Origin of the sequence: Streptomyces sp. NPDC059909, from assembly GCF_042730885.1 — a bacterium.
Lineage (GTDB): Bacteria > Actinomycetota > Actinomycetes > Streptomycetales > Streptomycetaceae > Streptomyces.
In genome coordinates this window covers 122967-141736 of sequence record NZ_JBHWKX010000004.1, presented here as the reverse complement: position 1 = coordinate 141736, position 18770 = coordinate 122967, and the positions used below count along the sequence as shown (strand labels likewise).

The following is an 18770-nucleotide window of genomic DNA, read 5'->3' as shown; positions in this document are numbered from 1 at the left end:
TCCTCGCGCACACCGGCCAACTCCTCGCTGCACGGCTCTGTTCCGACGGCGTACCCGTCAGTACATTGACGCCATGTCTAATACGAAGCCGGCCGCGTCGGCGTCGGAACACACCCCGCTCAAGGCCCGGAAGGTCTCCTTCGCCTGGGAGGAGACCCCGCTCCACTGGGTCCCCGGAGACCCGTTCGCCACCCACACCATCAATGTGCTGCACCTGCTGCTGCCCGCCGGCGAGCGCTGGTTCGTCCACGTCTACAAGCAGGTCCTGCCGCACATCCGCGACGACCGTCTGCGCGAGGACGTCATCGGCTTCATCGGCCAGGAAGCCGTGCACTCACAGGCCCACGACGAGGTGCTGCCGCACCTCAGGGAACTGGGGCTCGACCCGACGCCCTACACCGCGCAGGTCGACTGGTTCTTCGAGAAACTGCTCGGCGACCGGACCCTCCCGCCCGGCAAACCGCGCGCGTGGTGGCTGAAGGAGCGCATCGCGCTGATCGCCGCGATCGAGCACTACACGGCGTTCCTCGGCAACTGGGTCCTCAACGCCGATGAGCTCGACCGGCGCGGAGCCGATCCGATGATGCTGGACCTCCTGCGCTGGCACGGCGCCGAGGAGGTCGAGCACCGGTCGGTCGCCTTCGACCTCTTCATGCACGTCGACGGCAGCTACCGGCGCCGGGTACGGACCTGGGCGACGGCGTTCTCCGCGCTCGTCTTCCTCTGGCAGCGCGGCGCCCGGTTCTTCATGGAGAACGACCCGACCCTCGTCGACGGCAGAGCGAGCTTCCGCGACTTCTACCGCGCGGGAAACCGGGGCGTGCTCCCGTCCACTCCCGCCATGCTGCGCTCGATCCCGCGCTATCTGAGCCGTGCGTACCACCCCAGCCAGGAGGGCAGCACGGCCCAGGCCGTCGCCTATCTCGCCGGCTCACCTGGCGCGAACGGAGGCCGCTGACATGCCCCGGCTCCGCACCGTCGCCCTCGTCGCCGGGGCCGCCCTGCTCGCCAGGCATGCGGTCCGCCGCCGCATCGCGGCGTCCCCGCTCTGGCCCATGCCCGCCCTGGAGGAGCCGATCTCGGGCCAGGGACGCCGCCGCCCCTCCTCGCACCGCGTCCTGGTCACCCAACGCACCTCCCCCGCCGACGGCGTCGTCCAACTGCTCCTCGAGGGCCAGTCCCTGCCGCCCTGGGAGCCCGGCGCACACATAGACCTCGTCCTGCCATCCGGTCTCGTCCGCCAGTACTCGCTCTGCGGCGACCCGGAGGACTCCGGTACCTACACGATCGCGACCCGCCTCGTCGAGGACGGCCGCGGCGGATCGCGCGAGGTGCACGAGCAGCTGCACGAGGGCACAGAGGTCGAGATCCGCGGCCCGCGCAACCGCTTCCCACTGGTCGGGGCCGCCTCGTACCTCTTCATCGCGGGCGGCATCGGCATCACGCCCGTCCTGCCCATGGTGCGGGCGCTGCACGCGGCAGGTGCCGCCGACTGGCGGCTGCTGTACTGCGGGCGCGACCGGGCCACCATGCCGTACCTCGAGGAGGCCGAGAAGCTGGGCGCGCACACCACGACCGGCCCTTTGGACCTGACGCTCCTGGCCGGCCTTCCCGAGGAGACCGTGGTCTACTGCTGCGGCCCGCAAGGGCTGATGGACGCGGTCGCCGCAGCCCTGCCCGAGGGCCGGAAGCTCCACCTGGAACGGTTCACCGCGGCGGCCACCGCACCCGGCGGTGCCTTCGAGGTCGAACTGCGCCGCTCCGGCCGGTCCCTCACGGTCCCCGCGGACCGGTCGGTCCTCGCCGCCGTACGCGACGAACTGCCGGATGTCCCGTACTCCTGCGAGCAGGGCTTCTGCGGCACCTGCCAACAGCGGGTCCTGGAGGGCGGGATCGACCACCGCGACGAACTGCTCACGGACGCGGAACGGGACGACTCGATGCTGATCTGTGTCTCACGGTGCACGAGCGGACGCCTCGTCCTGGATCTGTGACGGCTCGGGACGGCCGAGAACGGCCGAGAGCGGCTGGGGACGGCTGGGGACGGCTCAGGGAAGCAGCAGCCAGTCCGCCGCCAGCGCCGCCACCAACCCCGCGCCCAGCAGCCACGTGCCGAGCCGGGTGCGGCCGTGGCGGCTCAGCTCGATGACAACTCCGCACAGGATCATGGCCAGTCCGTACACCCCGACCACGAGGACGGACGTGCGGCTGGCCAGCCGCACCGCGAGGACCGCCGCCAGCGCCACGAGCAGAACGGACGCGGCGGTGATCCGCAGTATCCGGGCCTGGCGCGGCGTCATGCCCTGGGGGTTCATGCCCTGGGGGGCAGGGCTCTCCTGGTCAGATGCGGTCATGTGCAATGAGCGTAACGGACGCCCCTCGGCGGGTGACGGCGAGCCTGATCTGCCGCCGCCGGCTGGGAACCTCCTCGTGCCGTGCTCACGTGGCTGTCACCTTCGACTGCCGGCCTCCAGCTCTTGCACCAGCGTCAAGGCGTCGTCGATAAGGCGCACCTCGTTTTCGTCCAGGTTCGGACGATCTGGCCCGTCTAGCCTCCGGGGTGGATTCGACGGGGGCAGGGCTGCCGTCGCAAGCGTGGATGGCTCTGCGACGTCTGGGTTGGCGGACCGAGGCTCCGGAGGGCGTGTATGTGCCGGACCGTGTCCTGCGAGTGGCGGAGGAGCAGGCGGGGAGGGTGCTGCGCTCGGCCTGGTGGCGGGCGCAGGTGACGGGCGCGGTCATGGCCGCCTGGCCGGCTGACCCGGCCAGGCGCACCGAGGCCGAGTGGACCGCGCTGCGTGCGACTCTCGCCGACGGTGTTGCGATCCCGACGAGTGTGCTGCGCGCCCGTACGCGGCAGATCGCCGCCTTCCACACGCAGCACGGGCGGATGCCGACTGATGTCACCGAGCTCGAACCCGCCCCCGCCGCAGGCCGCCAAGTGGTCCTGGCAGCGGCGGACAAGCAGCTCGCCACCATCGAGCGCTGCGCCGAAGATCCCTGCCATCACGGGGTGCTGACGGTCCGCCTGCCGACGCGCCCGAACCCGCGCTCGCGCGACGACTGGCATGAGACGCGGTTACGTTTCCGTCTCCCGCGGTCCGTGCCCGCCGACGCGGTGCTCTGCGCCCCGACCCTGCGGGTCCGCAGCGCACGGCTGCTGCTCGATGTCCCCTACGCCACCGCCGTACCCAAGCCGGAGCGGACTGGTCACCGCACGGCGGTCGCTTTCGACTGGGGGCTGAACACCCTGCTCACCGGCGGCACCCTTACCCTCTCGAACGAGCCCCAGCCCCGCGTCCTGACTGACGCCCACCCGGTGTACTTCCGCGCGAACGGCGTGATCGCCAAGTCCGACCGCCTGCGCCGCCACAGCGAGGCGATCGACGCCCGCATAGACCACCTGCGCACCCTGGCCGCCTCCTGTCGGCAACGCGGGCGGCGCCCCAACCCCCACCTACTGACGAAACTCGCCGTGCTGGAACGCGAACGCCGACACATCGCCCAGCGACGAAGAAGGCTGAACGCCCACCTCGCCCATGCGGCGGCCCGGTTCGTGGTCGACCACGCACTCGCGGCCCAGGCAAGCGTGATCTATCTTGAAGACCTGCGGGACATGGAAGCGCGCGGCAAGGGCCGCACCCTCAACCTGCGACTGTCCCAGACCGTCCGCGGCTCCATCGTCGCCCATGTGCGCCACCAGGCCGGTGTGCACGGGATCGCGGTCGTCATCGTCCCCCCGCGCGGCACCTCCAAGTATTGCCCTGTCAACCGAATGATCGGCTGCCTCCACCACTGCCTTACCCAACACGTGCTCTACGACGAAAACGTCGCCTTCCCCGACCTCGCCCAGCAGCAACGCCCCGCAGCGGCTTGACAGATCAACCGCATCGGATGTCTGGCAGCGCATCGGCGCCCGGGGCCTCACCCACCAGACCAAGGCCTGCCGGGACCGTACAAGCGGCACCCTGGTGATCCGCACGGTGATCCAGGCTTTGGACCGCCCGGTCCGGCACCAGACACGGGACCGCAGCAAGAGCGGTCCCACAAGGAAACGCCCCGTGCCCGGGCAGCGGCACGGGGTCCCCGCCCCACCCGGGTTCACACCAGGTGGAAAGCGTCCGGCGGGGCGGCACTCCAAGCACCCGACAAGCCGCAGCCAGCGGCGACGACGGCAGCAGCAGGGACCGACCACGAACGGCACCCCCAACCGGCATCGGCCGAGCGGGGGAAGACTCGGAGCGGGCTTCCACCGCCACGCCCACACCACCATCATCCGGGGGCCGAGTCACTCCTCCTCGCAGGTGGTCCCGGGAAGCCCGGGCCCCCCGAGGAAATCCCCAAGCCGATCTGAGACGCTGTTCGCATGACGACCGGGGTTCGCCGCAGGATGGGCGTCGAGGAGCGCAGGCAGCAGTTGATCGGAGTGGCGCTGGAGTTGTTCAGCCACCGCTCCCCCGACGACGTGTCGATCGACGAGATCGCCGCCGCCGCCGGGATCTCGCGCCCGCTCGTCTACCACTACTTCCCCGGCAAGCAGAGCCTGTACGAGGCGGCGCTGCGCCGTGCGGCCGACGAGCTCGCGGGCCGGTTCGCCGAGAGGCCGGAGGGGCCGCTCGGGGCGCGGCTGCTGCGGGTCATGGGGCGGTTCTTCGACTTCGTGGACGAGCACGGGCCGGGGTTCTCGGCGCTGATGCGCGGTGGCCCGGCCGTCGGATCGACGACCACCAACGCCATGATCGACGAGGTCCGGCAGGCGGCGTACGACCAGATCATGGCGCACCTCGGCATCACGGAACCCCCGGCGCGGCTGCGGCTGGTCGTACGGTCCTGGGTGTCGCTGGCCGAGTCGACGGCACTGATCTGGCTGGACGGGCGGGAGATTCCGCGCGCCGAGCTGGAGCTGCAGCTGGTGCACGACTTCGCGGCGCTCGCGGCCGTGTCGGCCGCGTACGACAAGCAGATGGCGGGCGTACTGCTGCGGATCCTCGAGGACGAGCCGGCCGACGGGCCCTTCGGGGAGCTCGTCGGCCGGCTCGTGGCGCTCGTACCGCATGCGGTACGGGTGCCGGAGCAGCGCGCCTGAGCCGCGAGGGCCCGGGCGCGCCGCCGGCGGTCAGCCGCGGGTGAAGACGGCGACCGTGCGGCCCGGCACGCTGAAGGCGCCCGAACCACCGTCGTACGAGGCGGACTTCACGACCGCATCGGTGCCCGCCGCCTGCACGGGGTGCAGGGCGTATGGCGTGCCGGCGAGCGTGTCCACCCGCTGCGTCTGCCGCTCCGGAGTGGCGTTGAAGACCACGACCAGGTCACCGAGGCGCATCGTGATGACGCCCGGTGTCTCCTCCTTCCCGGACAGGGGGAAGGAGAGCGCGGACTGGACCTCGTCCGCCGTGCCGAGCCCGAACGCCTTCTCGGTCGTGCGGATCTTCAGCAGGTCGCGGTACGCCGCGGAGGCTCCGGTGATCTCCGCGCACCCCGGCTTCAGCGTGGGAGCGGTCAGCAGCGGCTTGGCGTAGGACCACTTGGCCTTGTTGTCGGCCGCGGGCGGCAGGCCCCGGCCGAAGCCGTTGCCGTCCGGTCCGCAGGACCAGTGGATGGCGTTGAACCAGTCGCCGCTGTCGTACGAGTTGCGGTCCAGCGACTTCGACCGGAGCAGGTCCGAGCCGGCCTGGGACAGCGCGGGGCCCTGCGAGAGGGCGGCCGTCGCCATCGCGAGCACCTGCATACGGGCGCGGTCGGCCGCCGGTGTGCCGGCGGGCAGCTTGAAGGCGAGCGCGTCGTACAGGCTCTCGTTGTCATGGGCGTCGGCGTAGGCGAGGGCGTCACCGGGGGCGGCCGCATAGCCGGCCGGGGAGCCGTTGTAGTCCACGTCCGAGCCCTTGACCGTACGGCCCGAGGTGTCGGTGAAGGTGAAGCCGGCGAGGTTGCCGGACAGTCCGACCTTGATCAGGTCCTGGTAGTGGAGCAGCCTCGCCTCCTGCTCGGCGGGGGTGCCGTTGGCCTTGGAGGAGTTGGGTTCGGTGTACAGACCGGAGGCGAAGCCCTGGATGCCGGGGTCCTCGTCGAAGGGGCCGCCGCCGCGGACCGCGTCCCGTGCCCGGTCGGAGAAGGTCGCGATGCCCGTCCCGGCCATGTTCTTCTGCGTGGCCTGGACGAAGCGGGCGTCGGCGGCGATCTCGCCGAAGTTCCACCCCTCGCCGTAGAGGACGATGCTCTTCCCGTCGACGCCGTCCTTCTCGACGGTGAGCGCGTCGAGAGCCTTGCGGACGGCGAGGATGTTGGCCTTCGGGTGGTGGCCCATGAGGTCGAAGCGGAAGCCGTCGACCTTGTACTCCTTGGCCCAGGTGACGACCGAGTCGACGACGAGCTTGCCCATCATGGCGTTCTCGGGGGCGGTGTTGGCGCAGCAGGTGGAGGTGGCCACGGTGCCGTCGTCGAGGAGCCGCTGGTAGTAGCCGGGCACGATCCGGTCGAGGACGGACTTGCTGTCCTGCCCGCTCGCGACGGTGTGGTTGTAGACGACGTCCATGACCGTGCGCAGGCCGGCGTCGGCCAGGCCCTGGACCATCTGCCGGAACTCGACCGTGCGGCGCGTGCCGTCGGGGTCGGATGCGTACGAGCCCTCGGGGACGGTGTAGTGCAGCGGGTCGTAGCCCCAGTTGTAGGCGTCCTTCGCGGCGGCGGCGGCGACGCACGCCTGCTGTTCCTCGGAGTCCGGGGCGTACACCTTGAGGTCGCAGGCCGGGGTGGCCTGGTCGGACTTCTTCTCGGGGATGGTGCCGATGTCGAAGGCCGGCAGCAGATGGACGTACGAGGTGCCGGAGGAGGCGAGCTCGCGCAGGTGCTTCATACCGGCCGATTCGCGGTCGGTGAAGGCCAGGTAGCCGCCGGGATGCCGAGACGTCCGGTCGGCGATCGAGAAGTCGCGGACGTGCAGCTCCTGGATCTGGGCGTCACGGAGCGGGACGGCGGCCGGCTTCTTCAGTCCGGCCCAGCCCTTGGGGGCGAGCTTCGGGTCGGCCAGGTCGACGACGAGGCTGCGGGCGGAGTCGGCGGTGAGGGCGGTCGCGTACGGGTCGGTGACCTTGTTGGTGACGAGCTTCTGGACGCCGGGCGCCCAGACGGTCACGGCGTACCGGTACGGCTTTCCGCGCCAGTCCGCCGGACCGGTGACCGACCAGACGCCGGAGGCGTCGTCGCGGCGCATGGGGACGGTCTTCCCGTCGAGTTCGAGGGCGACCTTCCGGGCGGTCGGCGCCCAGACCGAGAGGGTCGGGCGGCCGTTGCCGAACACCGGGCCGAGGGCCGCGCCCTGTGCCTTCGTGGCGTACAGATCGTCGAGGACGCCCGGGATCTGCACACCGGTGGCCGTGAGCAGCGCGCCGTTGGCGGCACGCTGGGTGGCCACCAGTTGGCCCCTGAGCGCCTCGCGTACGCGGTCACGGTCGCGCGGGTCGACGGTGTAGGCGGTGTGGTTCTTCAGGTGGGGGAACTTCGCCTTCTGCGCGTCGCTCAGCTCCGACCTGGTCAGCCGCAGCCAGCTCGCGTTGCCGGTCAGGGCTCCGTCCTTGACGGCGATGGACCCGTCGCGGGAGGAGAGGAGCTGGGTCGACGCCGCGGCGTCGCTGCCCTTCCAGGCAACGGTGTCCGCGTCGATCCAGATGGCGTTCGACTTGGTGAGGTCGAGCGCCGCGCCGCCGCCCTTGGGCTGCGGAAGCAGGTACTTCTCCTGCCCGGCGAGCAGCCACACCTCGTGGCCGCTGGCCTTGAGGTCGAGGGACTGGTCGGCGGGGAGGTCCTTCTCGTCGCCCTTGTGCACGATGTAGCTGAGCGAGGTGGCCCCGGGGGCGAGCGGTACCTCGAAGACCGCGCCGTACGCGTCGGTGCGTACGGGCTCCAGCGGCCTGGACCAGTCGGTGGGGTCGGCGGCGCCGGTCCAGGTGTGCAGCCCCCAGCCGGTGTGGTCGCCGTCGGCGCGCTTGTAGTGGAGGATCGCCTTGGTGGTGTCCTGGGGCGGGTAGGCGCCCTCGGGTGCGGCGTTCCCGACCTCGGGCTTGCCCTGTTCGATCCACACCTCGCCGGTCTTGGTGAGGTCGATGGAGCGGTCGGCGTCGACGTCCTTCACGCCGTCCTTGTTGACGGCGATGAAGCCGACGGAGGAGGCGCCGGGCTTGAGCTTGACCCAGGCGAAGGCGCCGTAGGCGTCGCGGCCCGTGAACGGCTTGCCCGCGGGCCAGGTGGTCCCTTCGCCGTCGGCGATGTCGCCCCAGGTGTACAGGCCCCAGTCGGCGTAGTCGCCGTCGGCGCGCTTGTAGTGGACGACGGCGTAGTCCCGCTGGACGGCGGTCGGGGGCTGCTCCACCGGGGGCGCGCCGCTGGTCGTGGCGGCCGTGGCGCTCGCCGTGCGGCCCGCGCTGTCGACGACGACGGCCTTGTAGCGCAGGTCGGTTCCGGCGGGGAGCTTGGCGCTCAGGTGCTGGGTGACCTTGTAGGGGGCGTGGTCGGCCGAGCCGAGGACCTGCCATTTTCCGTTGCCGGTCTGGGCGGCGAAGACGACCCGGTTCAGCTGTCCGCCGGCCACGTCGGCGCCGATCTCGACGGTGCCGGTGGCGCCGGCCGCAGGGGCCTTGAGCGTGATCGTGGGCGCGGCCGCGGGAGCCGGGAGGGGGCCGGCCGCCTTCAGCACCACGGAGGACAGGGCGGGGACGGTGACGGTGATCTTCTTGTCGGAGCCACTGGTGACGGTGCCCGAGCCGCCGTAGAGCGTGCGGAAGGCCATGGCGGCGGAGCCGGTGGGGATCTCCACCGTCTTCGGCGCGGTCGCGTTGTTCACCGCGACGACGTACTCCGCTTTGGACTTGGCGTCGGTGCGGGAGTACGCGTACACGCCCTGGCCGTCGGCGGTGTGGCGCTCGGTCTGGATGCCGTCGCGCAGCGTCGGGTGGGCCTTGGTGAGCGCGGAGAGCTCGGCGATGTTCCGGTACAGCGGGTGCTGCGGGTCGTACGCGTCGTCGGCGTGCGTACGGTCCGTGCCGAGCTGGTCGTCGTCCAGGTAGTCGGCGGTCTTCGAGGCGAAGAGGGTCTGGCGGGCGTCCTTGTCGCCGCCCGGGCCGGTGAAGCCCTGCTCGTCGCCGTAGTAGACGACCGGGTTGCCCCGGGAGAGGAACATCAGCTCGTTGGCGAGCCGGTAGCGCTTGATCAGCTCGGCGTCGTCGGCCTTGGGGTTGTCCTGCTCGAGGAAGGTGCCGAAGCGGCCCATGTCGTGGTTGCCGAGGAAGGACACCGACTCGTAGGCGTTGGCCTTGTCGGTGGTGTAGCGGTAGTCCTGGGCGAAGAGCTGCGCGAGCCTGGCCGCGGAGCCGCCCTGCGAGGCGAAGCCGCGGGCCGCGTCCTGGAAGGGGAAGTCGAGGGTGGCGTCGAGCCTGCCCTGGGTGACGTACGGGGCGGTTATGGCCGGGTCGGCGGAGTAGACCTCGCCGAACATGAAGAAGTCGTCGCGGCCCTGCTCGGCGGCGTACTTGTCCAGGGCGGTGGCCCACTGGGTCCAGAACTCGGTGTTGACGTGCTTGACGGTGTCGATGCGGAAGCCGTCGATGTCGAAGTCGCGCACCCAGCGCTGGTAGATCTTCTCCATGCCCTCGACGACCTCGGGGCGCTCGGTCCACAAGTCGTCGAGACCAACGAAGTCGCCGTGCCCGGACGACTCGCCCGCGAAGGTCGAATCGCCCCGGTTGTGGTACATCGTCGGGTCGTTGAGCCAGGACGGGACCTTGAGGTTCTTCTTGGCCTCGGGCACGACGGGGGTACGCGGGAAGGAGTCCCGGTCGGTCGGCGGGAAGGGCTTGGAGCCGTCGGCGTAGTCGCCGTCGTCGAAGGGGACGCCGTCCTTGGTGAGGTAGGGGAAGGCGCCCTTGGACAGATAGCCGTACGACCTCTCCTTGTAGTCGACGACGTCGGCGGTGTGGTTGGTGATGACGTCGAAGAAGACCTTCATGCCCTTGGCGTGGGCCCGGTCGATGAGCCTTTCCAGGTCGGCGTTGGTGCCGAAGTGCGGATCGACCTGGGTGAAGTCGGTGATCCAGTAGCCGTGGTAGCCGGCCGAGGCGTCCTTGCCCTCGCCCTGCACCGGCTGGTTCTTGAAGATCGGCGCCAGCCAGATGGCGGTGGTCCCGAGGCCCTTGATGTAGTCGAGGCGCTGAGTGAGCCCCTTGAGGTCGCCACCCTGGTAGAAGCCCTTGTCGGTGGGGTCGTACCCGGTGGTGAGCCGGGATCCGGTCAGTCCGCCGCGGTCGTTGGCGCGGTCGCCGTTCGCGAACCGGTCCGGCAGCACGAAGTAGAACTGCTCCCGGGTCAGGTCGTGCCTCGAGGGCTGCGCGGCGAGCGCCCGGTCGGAGGGTGGCGGTGGCGGGGCGGCGTGCGCCGGTATCGCCGGAGCCAGGGCGGCGACGAGCGCCGCGACTGCCAGGGCGGCTGTCCGGCGCGGGGCTGGGGGTCTCATCCGGGTGTCTCCTTGGGCGGTGGCCGCCCGGCGCGGGGACCGGGCGGCCTGCGATGGGGCGGTGGTCAGCAGCCGGCGCCCGCGTGCAGCGCGAGTGTCGTCTGCGGCGCGACGGTGGCGGTGAACCAGCCCGTGCTGTTCACCGTCACGCACGCGCCGTTCTGGACGTTGCGGTAGTTGCCCGCAGGCAGCTGGGTCTGGAAGGACCGGTTGAGCGCGATGCCCTCGTGGTTGACCACGACATAGCCCTTGGTGCCGCGGCCGAAGGCGATGGCCTGGTAGCCGTTGTCCCACCAGTTGACGACGGCCTGGCCGCGGGTGGCGTTGCGGAAGCCCACCATGGCCTTGATCTCCGGCCAGGCGTGCTGGCACTTCCAGCCGTCCTGCCAGCACGCGTTCACGGTGCCGCCGTTCGGTGGCCCGGCGTCGGCGTTGCTCCATTCGTAGCCGGAGTTGATGTCCGGGGCGCCGTAGGGCCATGCCAGCATGAAGACGTTGGCCAGGGTGTAGTTCGCGCCGGACTTGTAGCTGAGCGTGGAGCCGTTGCGCTCGGTGTCGTGGTTGTCGACGAAGACGCTGGCCTTGCCGGAACTGAGATAGCCCCAGCCCTCGCCGTAGTTTTTCAGATAGGCGAGGCGCTCGTTGTTGAAGAGGCGCTTGAGGTCGTAGGCGTACCGGAACTCCTGGACATCGCCGGAGCCCAGGTACTCGTCGGGCTGGACGGCCTCCCCCGCCCCGTAGATGACCTCGTGCTTCCAGTAGACGTTGGGGTTGCTCAGCCGCGACTTGATGTTCGCGAGGTCGGCGGCGGCCATGTGCTTGGAGGCGTCGATCCGGAAGCCGTCGACGCCGAGGGAGAGCAGGTCGTTGAGGTACGCGGCGATGCGGCCGCGTACGTAGTCCTCGCCGGTGTCGAGGTCGGCGAGGCCAACGAGCTCGCAGTTCTGGACGTTCCAGCGGTCCTGGTAGTTGCTGACCTGGGACTTGCAGTTGTCGAAGTCCGGATCGGAGTAGACGCCGGGGTAGTTGTACTTGCTGTACGAGGAGCCGCCGGTGCCGGTGCCCGATCCGGCGGACATGTGGTTGATGACGGTGTCGACGACGACCTTGACGCCCGCCGCGTGGCAGGCGTTGACCATGTTCGTGAACGCGGTGCGGTCGCCCAGCCGCCCCGCGATCCGGTAGCTGACGGGCTGGTACGAGGTCCACCACTGGCTGCCCTGTATGTGCTCCTGGGGCGGCGAGACCTGGACGTATCCGTATCCGGAGGGGCCGAGGGTGCTGGTGCACGCCTGCGCGACCGAGGCGAAACGCCACTCGAAGAGAACGGCGGTGACGTCCTTGGTACCGGGCGGGGCCGCCTGCGCGGCCCCCGTCGGCGCGATCGTCACGACCGCCGCGCCCGCCACGAGGGCGAGTGCGGCGGCCAGAGACCTGCTGGCCATGCGGTTCCTCCTGCGGCTCAGGGAGGTTGGGGGGTGGGGTGGTGCGGGGAAGGGTGGAGCGGGGATTGAATGTTCTTGCTGCAAGAATGAAAACCTCACTGCGCAGGTGACCGTAGGGGTAGTTGGTCCATCGGTCAACGGCTTCGACATGTGTGCGACACACGGAAGACACGGATCCGCAAGAAGTTGCAGCACGGCGACCTGAGGGTCCTCGCCCTGCGGCCGTGGGTGCGCGGCGCGCCTTCGCGCACACGAGCGGCGGCTCCCTCGCACACAGGGACAAGACCTCGCCTGGGGCGATCCCGCGAACCGGTCAGAGCCTGGAGTGCGGGTCGCCGGCGCCGTCGGACCACGGCAGCGCCAACAGCGGCGACATGCCGGCCACGGTCCTCACTGGCTGGGCAGCAGCCACCCTTGCGCGGCGGCCTTGAGGCCCGCCTCGAAGCGGCTGCGCGCCCCCAGCTTCTCCATGAGGGCTGCCGCGATGCGGCGCGCGGTGCGATGGGAGACCCCGAGCCGGACCGCGATCGCCTGGTCGGTGAGCCCCTGCCCGAGGAGTTGCAGGAACCCCCGCTCCTGAGGCGTGAGGCCGCGGTCGTCCAGCGGCTGGGGCGCGCCCAGCACCGTTCCCGTGCTCCAGATGATCTCGAACAAGGCACACAGGGCGGCGATGGTTCCCTGGCCGTGGACGACGACCGCACCGGCCGTGGCGTCGTCCGTGTTCACCGGCAGGAGGGCGCACTCGCGGTCCATGATGATCATCCGCACCGGGAGGCTGGGTACCGTGCGTACTTGGCCGTGGAGAGAGTGCAGCCAGTGCGCATACTCCAGCGTCGGACCGTCGTTGCGGATGCTGTCCAGCCACAGGGTGCGCATTCGGACTCCGCGCTCGAGCATCGGACGGTCGACACTCCGGGCCTCTTCCAGGTCGTCGGCGCGCTGAGCGCCGCCCGGAGCGAAGGTCATGATCTCCTCGCAGATCCGCCCGGTCAGTTCGGCGATGCGCGTGCGGATCGCCTCGATGCCGGTCAATTGCTCCACCCTCGATCCACTCCCGCCCCGGACGAGGTCGGTGCACTCGGACATCAGTTGGGCGGTGGCGTCCCGGGAAGCCTCGATCTGCTGCTGCAACGCGGCGAGCTGCGCCTCCTGACGCGCCAAGAGCCGCTCCATCCTGGCCTCGGGCCGCACACGGCGGACCGGGCGGACAGGTCCGGCCTCGTCCTGCTGCACGAGCGCCAGGCGACTGAGCCGGTCAAGCACGGAACCGATGACGTCCTCGGTCTCGCCGAGCACGAAGGCGAGTTCGGCGCGGGTCATGGTCGGGTGATTCAGCATTTCGCGGTAGACGGCTTCTGCCTGCTTGTCGAGCCCCAGGTCCTCCAGCACGCCCTCTCCTCGCCGTCACCCACCTGGGCAGCGATCACACGACTCGTCCGCCGCAGCCCACCTTCACCGCATTTTCGCAGAATACGACCAGTCATCTTGACGCTTTGTCAAGTGGTTGACCGCGGCGAATTCCGATCAAATCGCCGATTCGGAGTCTTATGAGGCGGGATACGGACGGCGAAACCGAACTGTTCACGAATGAGTCGTTGTCCCGTCTCATGCGGGCCGGGCGCCGGCGCGTTGGCCCCTTCAGTCCATGGACTCAAGGGGCCTCCGGGCAACGCTAGGCGCACAGGTGGCGGTCCGGCAGGGTCACCACTGTGTACCTCATCCACGCACAGATGGTGGGGCCGCCGGGGACACGGCTGCCCGCAGACCTTCGAGACCGGATTCGCGCACGCTCCACCGGTCCGGCGAGCATCGAACACGTGACGCCCCACCTCAATGCCCCCGGGGGGCCAGTCCTCGGACTCTTCGTCGCCGCCGGGAGCCTGGAGGAGGCCGAGCGGGCAGCCGAGGCAGCCTGCCTGAACACCCTCAACTCGGACACATGCTTCACCGGTTACACCCTTGTCCGATGCGCAGCCGCCTTTGTCGGCCCCTTCTACGAAGCGGAGCTGCAGTAGCTCCGAGGCCCCTTTGTGTCAGGGCCTCTTGAGTCCAGGGGGCAATCCTTCCGCGCATGCAGGCGGTCGGGAAAGCTGGCCATCGGCACCGGGAAGCCCGGATGCCAACCAAGGGGAACGCCGCCACGTGCCCGTTGATGGCAGACGACCGTCCAGAATCCTCACGGAGGGCCCACTCGTGATCGTGATCGGCACTCGCATCGCGAACACCTTCGCAGTCGCAGGCGCAGCACTGGCCCTGATCACTGCACTCGGTTTCGGAATCAGCAGCGGCAACCCCCAGCCGGCTCCCACCACTCTTGCCACCAGGCAGCCGGACACCGACACCGACACCGACACCGACAGCGGAGTCTGGGGTCCGCGTTACTCCCGATAACGAAAGGCCGTTCTCAGGCCTGCGTTGAACGATTGCGAGCATCTATGCCTGGCAATATCGGCCGAACTTGTCCGGACCCACCGCACGGTCTCCCCGACCTGCGTCCGGCCATCCGCCGGATCGATCAGCTGTCGGAACGCGAGCACCAGGTCATGGTTCTCCTGGCGACCGGCGGCACCAATCACGTCATCTCCCGTCGGCTGGGCGTGTCCGAAGGAACGATCAAGGCTCACGTGGGGCGCATCCTCCTCAAGCTGGGGCTGGAGAGCCGTACCGCCGCAGCCGTCGCCGCAGTCGCCTACCTCCGCCCGTGCGGATGCGGCGCATTCCCGGAGCAGCAGGACGAACCAATCCAACGCGTCCCGTAGGACCCGTAGGACCGCGCGGGCGGGGAGCCCGACCCACAACCAGGGGCAGAAGCCATCACACGATGCGCTTCTGCCCCTTTCCCTGGCTTCGACGACGCAGACTCCGCCGCCAAGTAGCACCCCTGAACCCGGATCCACCGGCTGATTTCGGGGTGGGCGTTTCGGGGTTGTGCGGGCCGTGTCGGGGTTGAATCGCGGATTTGGGCGTGGGGTGGCCGCTGGTCTGCCCAGCTTTTCCACTTGTCCACAGGTGTCGGGCCCTTTCGGGCGGGTCGGTCAGGGCCTGTCAGAGGGCTGGTGGTGCCTGCATCGTGGTGAAGAGCTGGGTGAAGTCCGCGCTCCAGGGCCAGCGTTCGGGTAGGTGCAGGGTGAGGCGGCGGGCTGAGCGGGCCAGGCGGGCGGGCACGTTGATCAGGTGGTCACGGATGGTGGCGGTGGTCGCTCTGGCATGGAACGTTCCGGCCAGTGCGCCGGCGGCGCGGGTCAGGTTGTGCGCCAGGGCTGCCAGGGCGAGCCATGCGGCGTTGGCCTGGAAATGCCCGGAGGGCGCGTGGGCGAAGGCACTGTTCTTGACATCCGCGATCACCTGCTCGACGACAGCGTGCCGACGGTGGTCACCCTCGGCGTCGTTCAGGGAGAGCGGGGAGTCGGTGAACGCGGCGTGGTAGCGCCAAGTGTCGAACAGCGTGCCCTGCCCGGCGGGGACGGTGCCAGTGCCCAGGCGTTTGACGCGGCGCACGATCAGCCGGGCGGTGACCTGCTGCTTCTTCGGCTTGGACGTGAACGCGGTGTAGGTGGTCTCGGCTATCTCGGCGTCCGAGATCCAGCACTGGCCCTCCTCGTCCCAGACCGCCTTGGGGTACTTGATCGGCGTCCAGGCGTCCTCGTCGATGCGGGCGATCGCGGACTTGACGGAGGCGTTCATTCGCACCGTGATGGAAATCCGCGCGCCCAGCACCCGGCAGGAGTTGACGACATCGGCGCCGTAGAACGCGGAGTCCGCCCGCATCACCAACAGGCCACTGGCGCCGCAGGCGCGGGCGGTGCGGATGGTCTCGGCGACGAATGCTGCCGCCCGCGCGCGGAGTTCGCCGGTCCCTTGCGCAGCCTGGTGGCGGCGATCACTGGGGCGGACAGGGGCGTGGAGACGATGCCGAGCAGCGCGTTCAGGCCCTTGACCTTGCTGTATCCGTAGCCGGCGCCCTGCTTGGCGTAGCCGTAGGTGCGGCGGATGGTGTCATCGATGTCCACGTAGGCGACCTGGTCCGCGCCGGGCAGCAGCGGGGTATGACGGGCCAGTGCGGGAAGGAACCGGCGTGCCACGGCATGCAGTTGCTTCACGTGCCCGTGCGTGAAGGAACGCAGAAACGATCCCAGCGTGGACGGGGCCCGCACCCCGGCAAACAGGCGGCCCATCGCGCCGTGCCGCAGCCGGTCCATGCCATCGATGCTGTCGGCGCCCGCGACCATGCCGCCCACCAGCGACCTGAACCCGCCGCCCCCGGCATGTCGGTTGAGCACCCGCGACGAGGTGCGACCGAGCCAACTTATCGGGCTTGTCCCGTCGGGCCACTGCCGATCCGGCTATCCCGAAAGTCCAATTGCAGCTCGATCCGCCATACCGGAATTCTTGAGGCGTCCGGACCGACCGGTGAACCGGAAAGGCTGCCGGCCAGTTGCGCGGCCGGCCGACCGATCCGCCACCACCTCGCGGTGAGACGAATCGTCAATTCAATGATTCCCGAGGTTCCGAATGACCAAGAGTATTCGCGTCAAGGCCGGAGTGATCGCCGCGGCGGCAGCGGCAGCCACGGCGGGCCTTTTCGTATCCGCCCCCAGTGCCAGTGCGGCAGGAAACTGCTACCACTACGGACAGGTTGGCTACGCGCAGGTGTTCACCGACTACAACTACCAGGGCGACTGCTGGGAGACGACCGTCACCACGCAGCAGTGGCTACCGGACTACGTGAAGAACCGGGTCTCATCGCTTCGGTTCTGGTCACAGACGGAGCCCGTGCTGCAGCGCAAGCTCGTGCTTGTGGACTACGAGAGCGGAGCAGCATTCACGGCCCAGCCGAGCGAGTGGTGGTCGAGCCTGCCCTCGTGGATGAACGACAAGGCCGACTGGATCGAGTTCAAAGAGCGCTGACATCGGGATGCGTTCCCGGCTCTGAAGCTCGCCCGAATTCACAAGAATGCGGGCGCCATCTCACAGCGCGCGATCGAGTCGCGCTGCCTGAGAACACACAAGGAAGGAATAAGCATGAATCTTCGCCGATCGCTGGTGAGGCTCGGGGTAGGCGCTGTCGCGCTGACCGGGCTGCTCGCCGGAACTGCGACGTCCGCAAGCGCCATTCCGAGGATCGACATCAACAGCGGAGCCGGCTCCTGCCCCGCCAACTGGGTATGTCTGTGGAACGACCCGAACTTCGTGGCGAGGGATGAAGGTGCGTACACCGGCCCCGAGGGTGTGGGGGACTATGAGCCGATCCCAGACATGGGCAAGCTGAAGTTCGAGGGCCAGCTGGGCGGCTGGCAGGGGATGCAGGACGAGGCCACTTCGGTGGTGAACAACACCTGGAACAACGTGTGCTTCTACGAGCACAACTGGTACAGCGGTCTCGAGTTCAGGATCCAGGGCAAGGAACAGTGGGCTTACGTGCCGTGGTGGATCGACAACAAGATCAGCTCTTGGAAATGGTGCTGATCTCGCCCGCACACGAGTGGTCGGTCCGGCCGGACGACACAGGGGGATCAGAGCTCAGTCCCGTCCCTGAATGCGAGGCCGGCACGGGCGCAAGTGATCACGCTTGGTCGACCCTGCGCGGCCGTTTCACCCCAAGCCAGACAAGAGTCAGAGGATTTTCATGAACATCCGCAGATCGATGATGAGGCTCGGAATAGGCGCTGCCGCGCTGACCGGAGTGCTCGCGGGCACGGTCACGTCGGCGAACGCGCAAGTAAATCCGTACATAGGGCATGGAGCTGGGAGCTGTCCTTCCAACTGGGTTTGCGCCTGGGCGGGACCCAACTTCGTACGCGAGGAACCGTATGCGAAGTTCGGCGCCATGGGGTCGGACCAGTCGGTACCCGACATGAACAACTTGGCCGACGGCAACTTCGCTCCCCCCTTGCGGTGGGGGATGAACGACCTCGCCTCCTCCGTGGTGAACAACACATGGAGCAGCATCTGCTTCTACGAGCACAGCTGGTACAGCGGTATCGAGTTCAAGACCGGCCCGCGGGAACAGTGGCCCTACGTGCCGTGGTGGATCGACAACAAGATCGGTTCCTTCAAGTGGTGCTGACCCTTCCGCTCGACAATGCTTGTGCCGGGAAATCCGTCCGGTGACGGAACGAGAACTCCTGGCCGGGTGATCTCCGAAAAGTCCGACAGGGCCTCCTGCCCAGCTCGCGGGTATCACATACGAGCGATAGGAGGCCCTGTCGTCTTGTTCGCGGCCGACCTCACCGCAGATGCCGATCCACCTATGTCGAAGGTCCAATTGCAGGCCACCTCTAACGGACGAGATGCTTGATCCATAAAGGGCAGACCGACGCCGGCGCATTCACGTGACGCAAGCTCGGCCGGTTGCCCGGTCGGCCTGTCGGCCATTCCTCTCGAGGCCACAAGGCCTTGTCCATCCAGAGAATCAGAAGGTTCCGAATGATGAAGAACATGCGTCTCAAGGTCGGAGTGGTCGCTGCTGCGGCCATGGCGGCCACGGCCGGCCTTTTCGCTTCCGCCCCCAGCGCCAGTGCGGCAGGAAACTGCTACCACTACGGACAGCAGGGCTACGTGCAGCTGTTCACCGACAACAACTATCAGGGGACCTGCTGGGAGACGACCACCAATGCCTACCAGTGGCTGCCCAGTGAAGTGAAGGACAAGGTCTCTTCGCTCAGGTTCTGGACCCCGTCCGGGCCTCAGCAGCGCAGTCTGGTCCTCACGGATGTCAGCGCCGGCGGGGTGGAGTTCACGGCCCAGCCGAACGAGTGGTGGCCGAGCTTGCCGTGGTGGATCAACGACAAGGCCGACTGGATCGAGATGCGCTAGTCCCGCCT

At 68.9% G+C, this 18770-nt stretch carries 14 protein-coding genes and 1 pseudogene; 10 read left to right on the top strand and 5 right to left on the bottom strand.

The window, feature by feature from the left end:
- The first annotated feature begins 73 nt into the window (after positions 1–73).
- Both ACFV9O_RS05865 and ACFV9O_RS05860 read left to right on the top strand, forming a co-directional pair.
- Positions 74–958 carry a metal-dependent hydrolase gene (locus ACFV9O_RS05865; RefSeq protein ID WP_385412806.1) on the top strand — a complete coding sequence of 295 codons (885 nt, stop codon included), beginning with the start codon at positions 74–76 and terminating at the stop codon, positions 956–958.
- A 1-nt stretch (position 959) separates the two neighbouring features.
- A complete protein-coding gene (locus ACFV9O_RS05860; RefSeq protein WP_385412803.1) occupies positions 960–1994 on the top strand; it encodes a PDR/VanB family oxidoreductase in 1035 nt (344 codons plus the stop codon).
- A 54-nt stretch (positions 1995–2048) separates the two neighbouring features.
- Here ACFV9O_RS05860 and ACFV9O_RS05855 read toward each other — a convergent pair whose 3' ends face one another.
- On the bottom strand, positions 2049–2354 hold the full coding sequence (locus ACFV9O_RS05855) for a hypothetical protein (RefSeq protein WP_385412800.1): 306 nt from the start codon (positions 2352–2354) through the stop codon (positions 2049–2051).
- 245 nt (positions 2355–2599) lie between these two features.
- Here ACFV9O_RS05855 and ACFV9O_RS05850 point away from each other — a divergent pair, with 245 nt between their 5' ends.
- Positions 2600–3877, top strand: a complete 1278-nt coding sequence (locus ACFV9O_RS05850; protein WP_385412797.1) for a transposase — start codon at positions 2600–2602, stop codon at positions 3875–3877.
- A 489-nt stretch (positions 3878–4366) separates the two neighbouring features.
- A complete protein-coding gene (locus ACFV9O_RS05845; protein WP_385412795.1) occupies positions 4367–5086 on the top strand; it encodes a TetR/AcrR family transcriptional regulator in 720 nt (239 codons plus the stop codon).
- A 30-nt stretch (positions 5087–5116) separates the two neighbouring features.
- Here ACFV9O_RS05845 and pulA read toward each other — a convergent pair whose 3' ends face one another.
- The 3 genes from pulA to ACFV9O_RS05830 form a co-directional block, all read right to left on the bottom strand.
- Positions 5117–10501, bottom strand: coding sequence for a pullulanase-type alpha-1,6-glucosidase (gene pulA / locus ACFV9O_RS05840; protein WP_385412793.1), 5385 nt, complete (start codon positions 10499–10501; stop codon positions 5117–5119).
- A 65-nt stretch (positions 10502–10566) separates the two neighbouring features.
- Positions 10567–11946, bottom strand: a complete 1380-nt coding sequence (locus tag ACFV9O_RS05835) for an alpha-amylase family protein (protein WP_385412791.1) — start codon at positions 11944–11946, stop codon at positions 10567–10569.
- A 390-nt stretch (positions 11947–12336) separates the two neighbouring features.
- The gene (locus ACFV9O_RS05830) at positions 12337–13335 is read right to left on the bottom strand and encodes a LuxR C-terminal-related transcriptional regulator (protein WP_385412788.1); all 999 of its coding nucleotides are present in this window, start codon (positions 13333–13335) and stop codon (positions 12337–12339) included.
- A 428-nt stretch (positions 13336–13763) separates the two neighbouring features.
- Between ACFV9O_RS05830 and ACFV9O_RS05825 the strand changes: the two genes are divergently transcribed.
- Both ACFV9O_RS05825 and ACFV9O_RS05820 read left to right on the top strand, forming a co-directional pair.
- A complete protein-coding gene (locus tag ACFV9O_RS05825; RefSeq protein ID WP_385412786.1) occupies positions 13764–13961 on the top strand; it encodes a hypothetical protein in 198 nt (65 codons plus the stop codon).
- A 420-nt stretch (positions 13962–14381) separates the two neighbouring features.
- Complete coding sequence (locus ACFV9O_RS05820) at positions 14382–14705, top strand: helix-turn-helix transcriptional regulator (protein WP_385412783.1); 324 nt, start codon at positions 14382–14384, stop codon at positions 14703–14705.
- 286 nt (positions 14706–14991) lie between these two features.
- Here ACFV9O_RS05820 and ACFV9O_RS05815 read toward each other — a convergent pair.
- Positions 14992–16293, bottom strand: a pseudogene (locus tag ACFV9O_RS05815) (IS1380 family transposase).
- Between the two features lie 165 nt (positions 16294–16458).
- Here ACFV9O_RS05815 and ACFV9O_RS05810 point away from each other — a divergent pair.
- From ACFV9O_RS05810 to ACFV9O_RS05795, 4 genes are all read left to right on the top strand, one after another.
- Entirely contained in the window at positions 16459–16854 is a 396-nt protein-coding gene (locus ACFV9O_RS05810) for a hypothetical protein (protein WP_385412781.1), read from the top strand.
- A 114-nt stretch (positions 16855–16968) separates the two neighbouring features.
- Complete coding sequence (locus ACFV9O_RS05805; protein WP_385412779.1) at positions 16969–17412, top strand: peptidase inhibitor family I36 protein; 444 nt, start codon at positions 16969–16971, stop codon at positions 17410–17412.
- Between the two features lie 160 nt (positions 17413–17572).
- Positions 17573–18013, top strand: a complete 441-nt coding sequence (locus ACFV9O_RS05800) for a peptidase inhibitor family I36 protein (protein WP_385412777.1) — start codon at positions 17573–17575, stop codon at positions 18011–18013.
- A gap of 362 nt (positions 18014–18375) precedes the next feature.
- Positions 18376–18762 (top strand): hypothetical protein, encoded by a 387-nt coding sequence (locus ACFV9O_RS05795; RefSeq protein ID WP_385412774.1) that lies wholly within the window; start codon positions 18376–18378, stop codon positions 18760–18762.
- Positions 18763–18770: the final 8 nt, after the last annotated feature.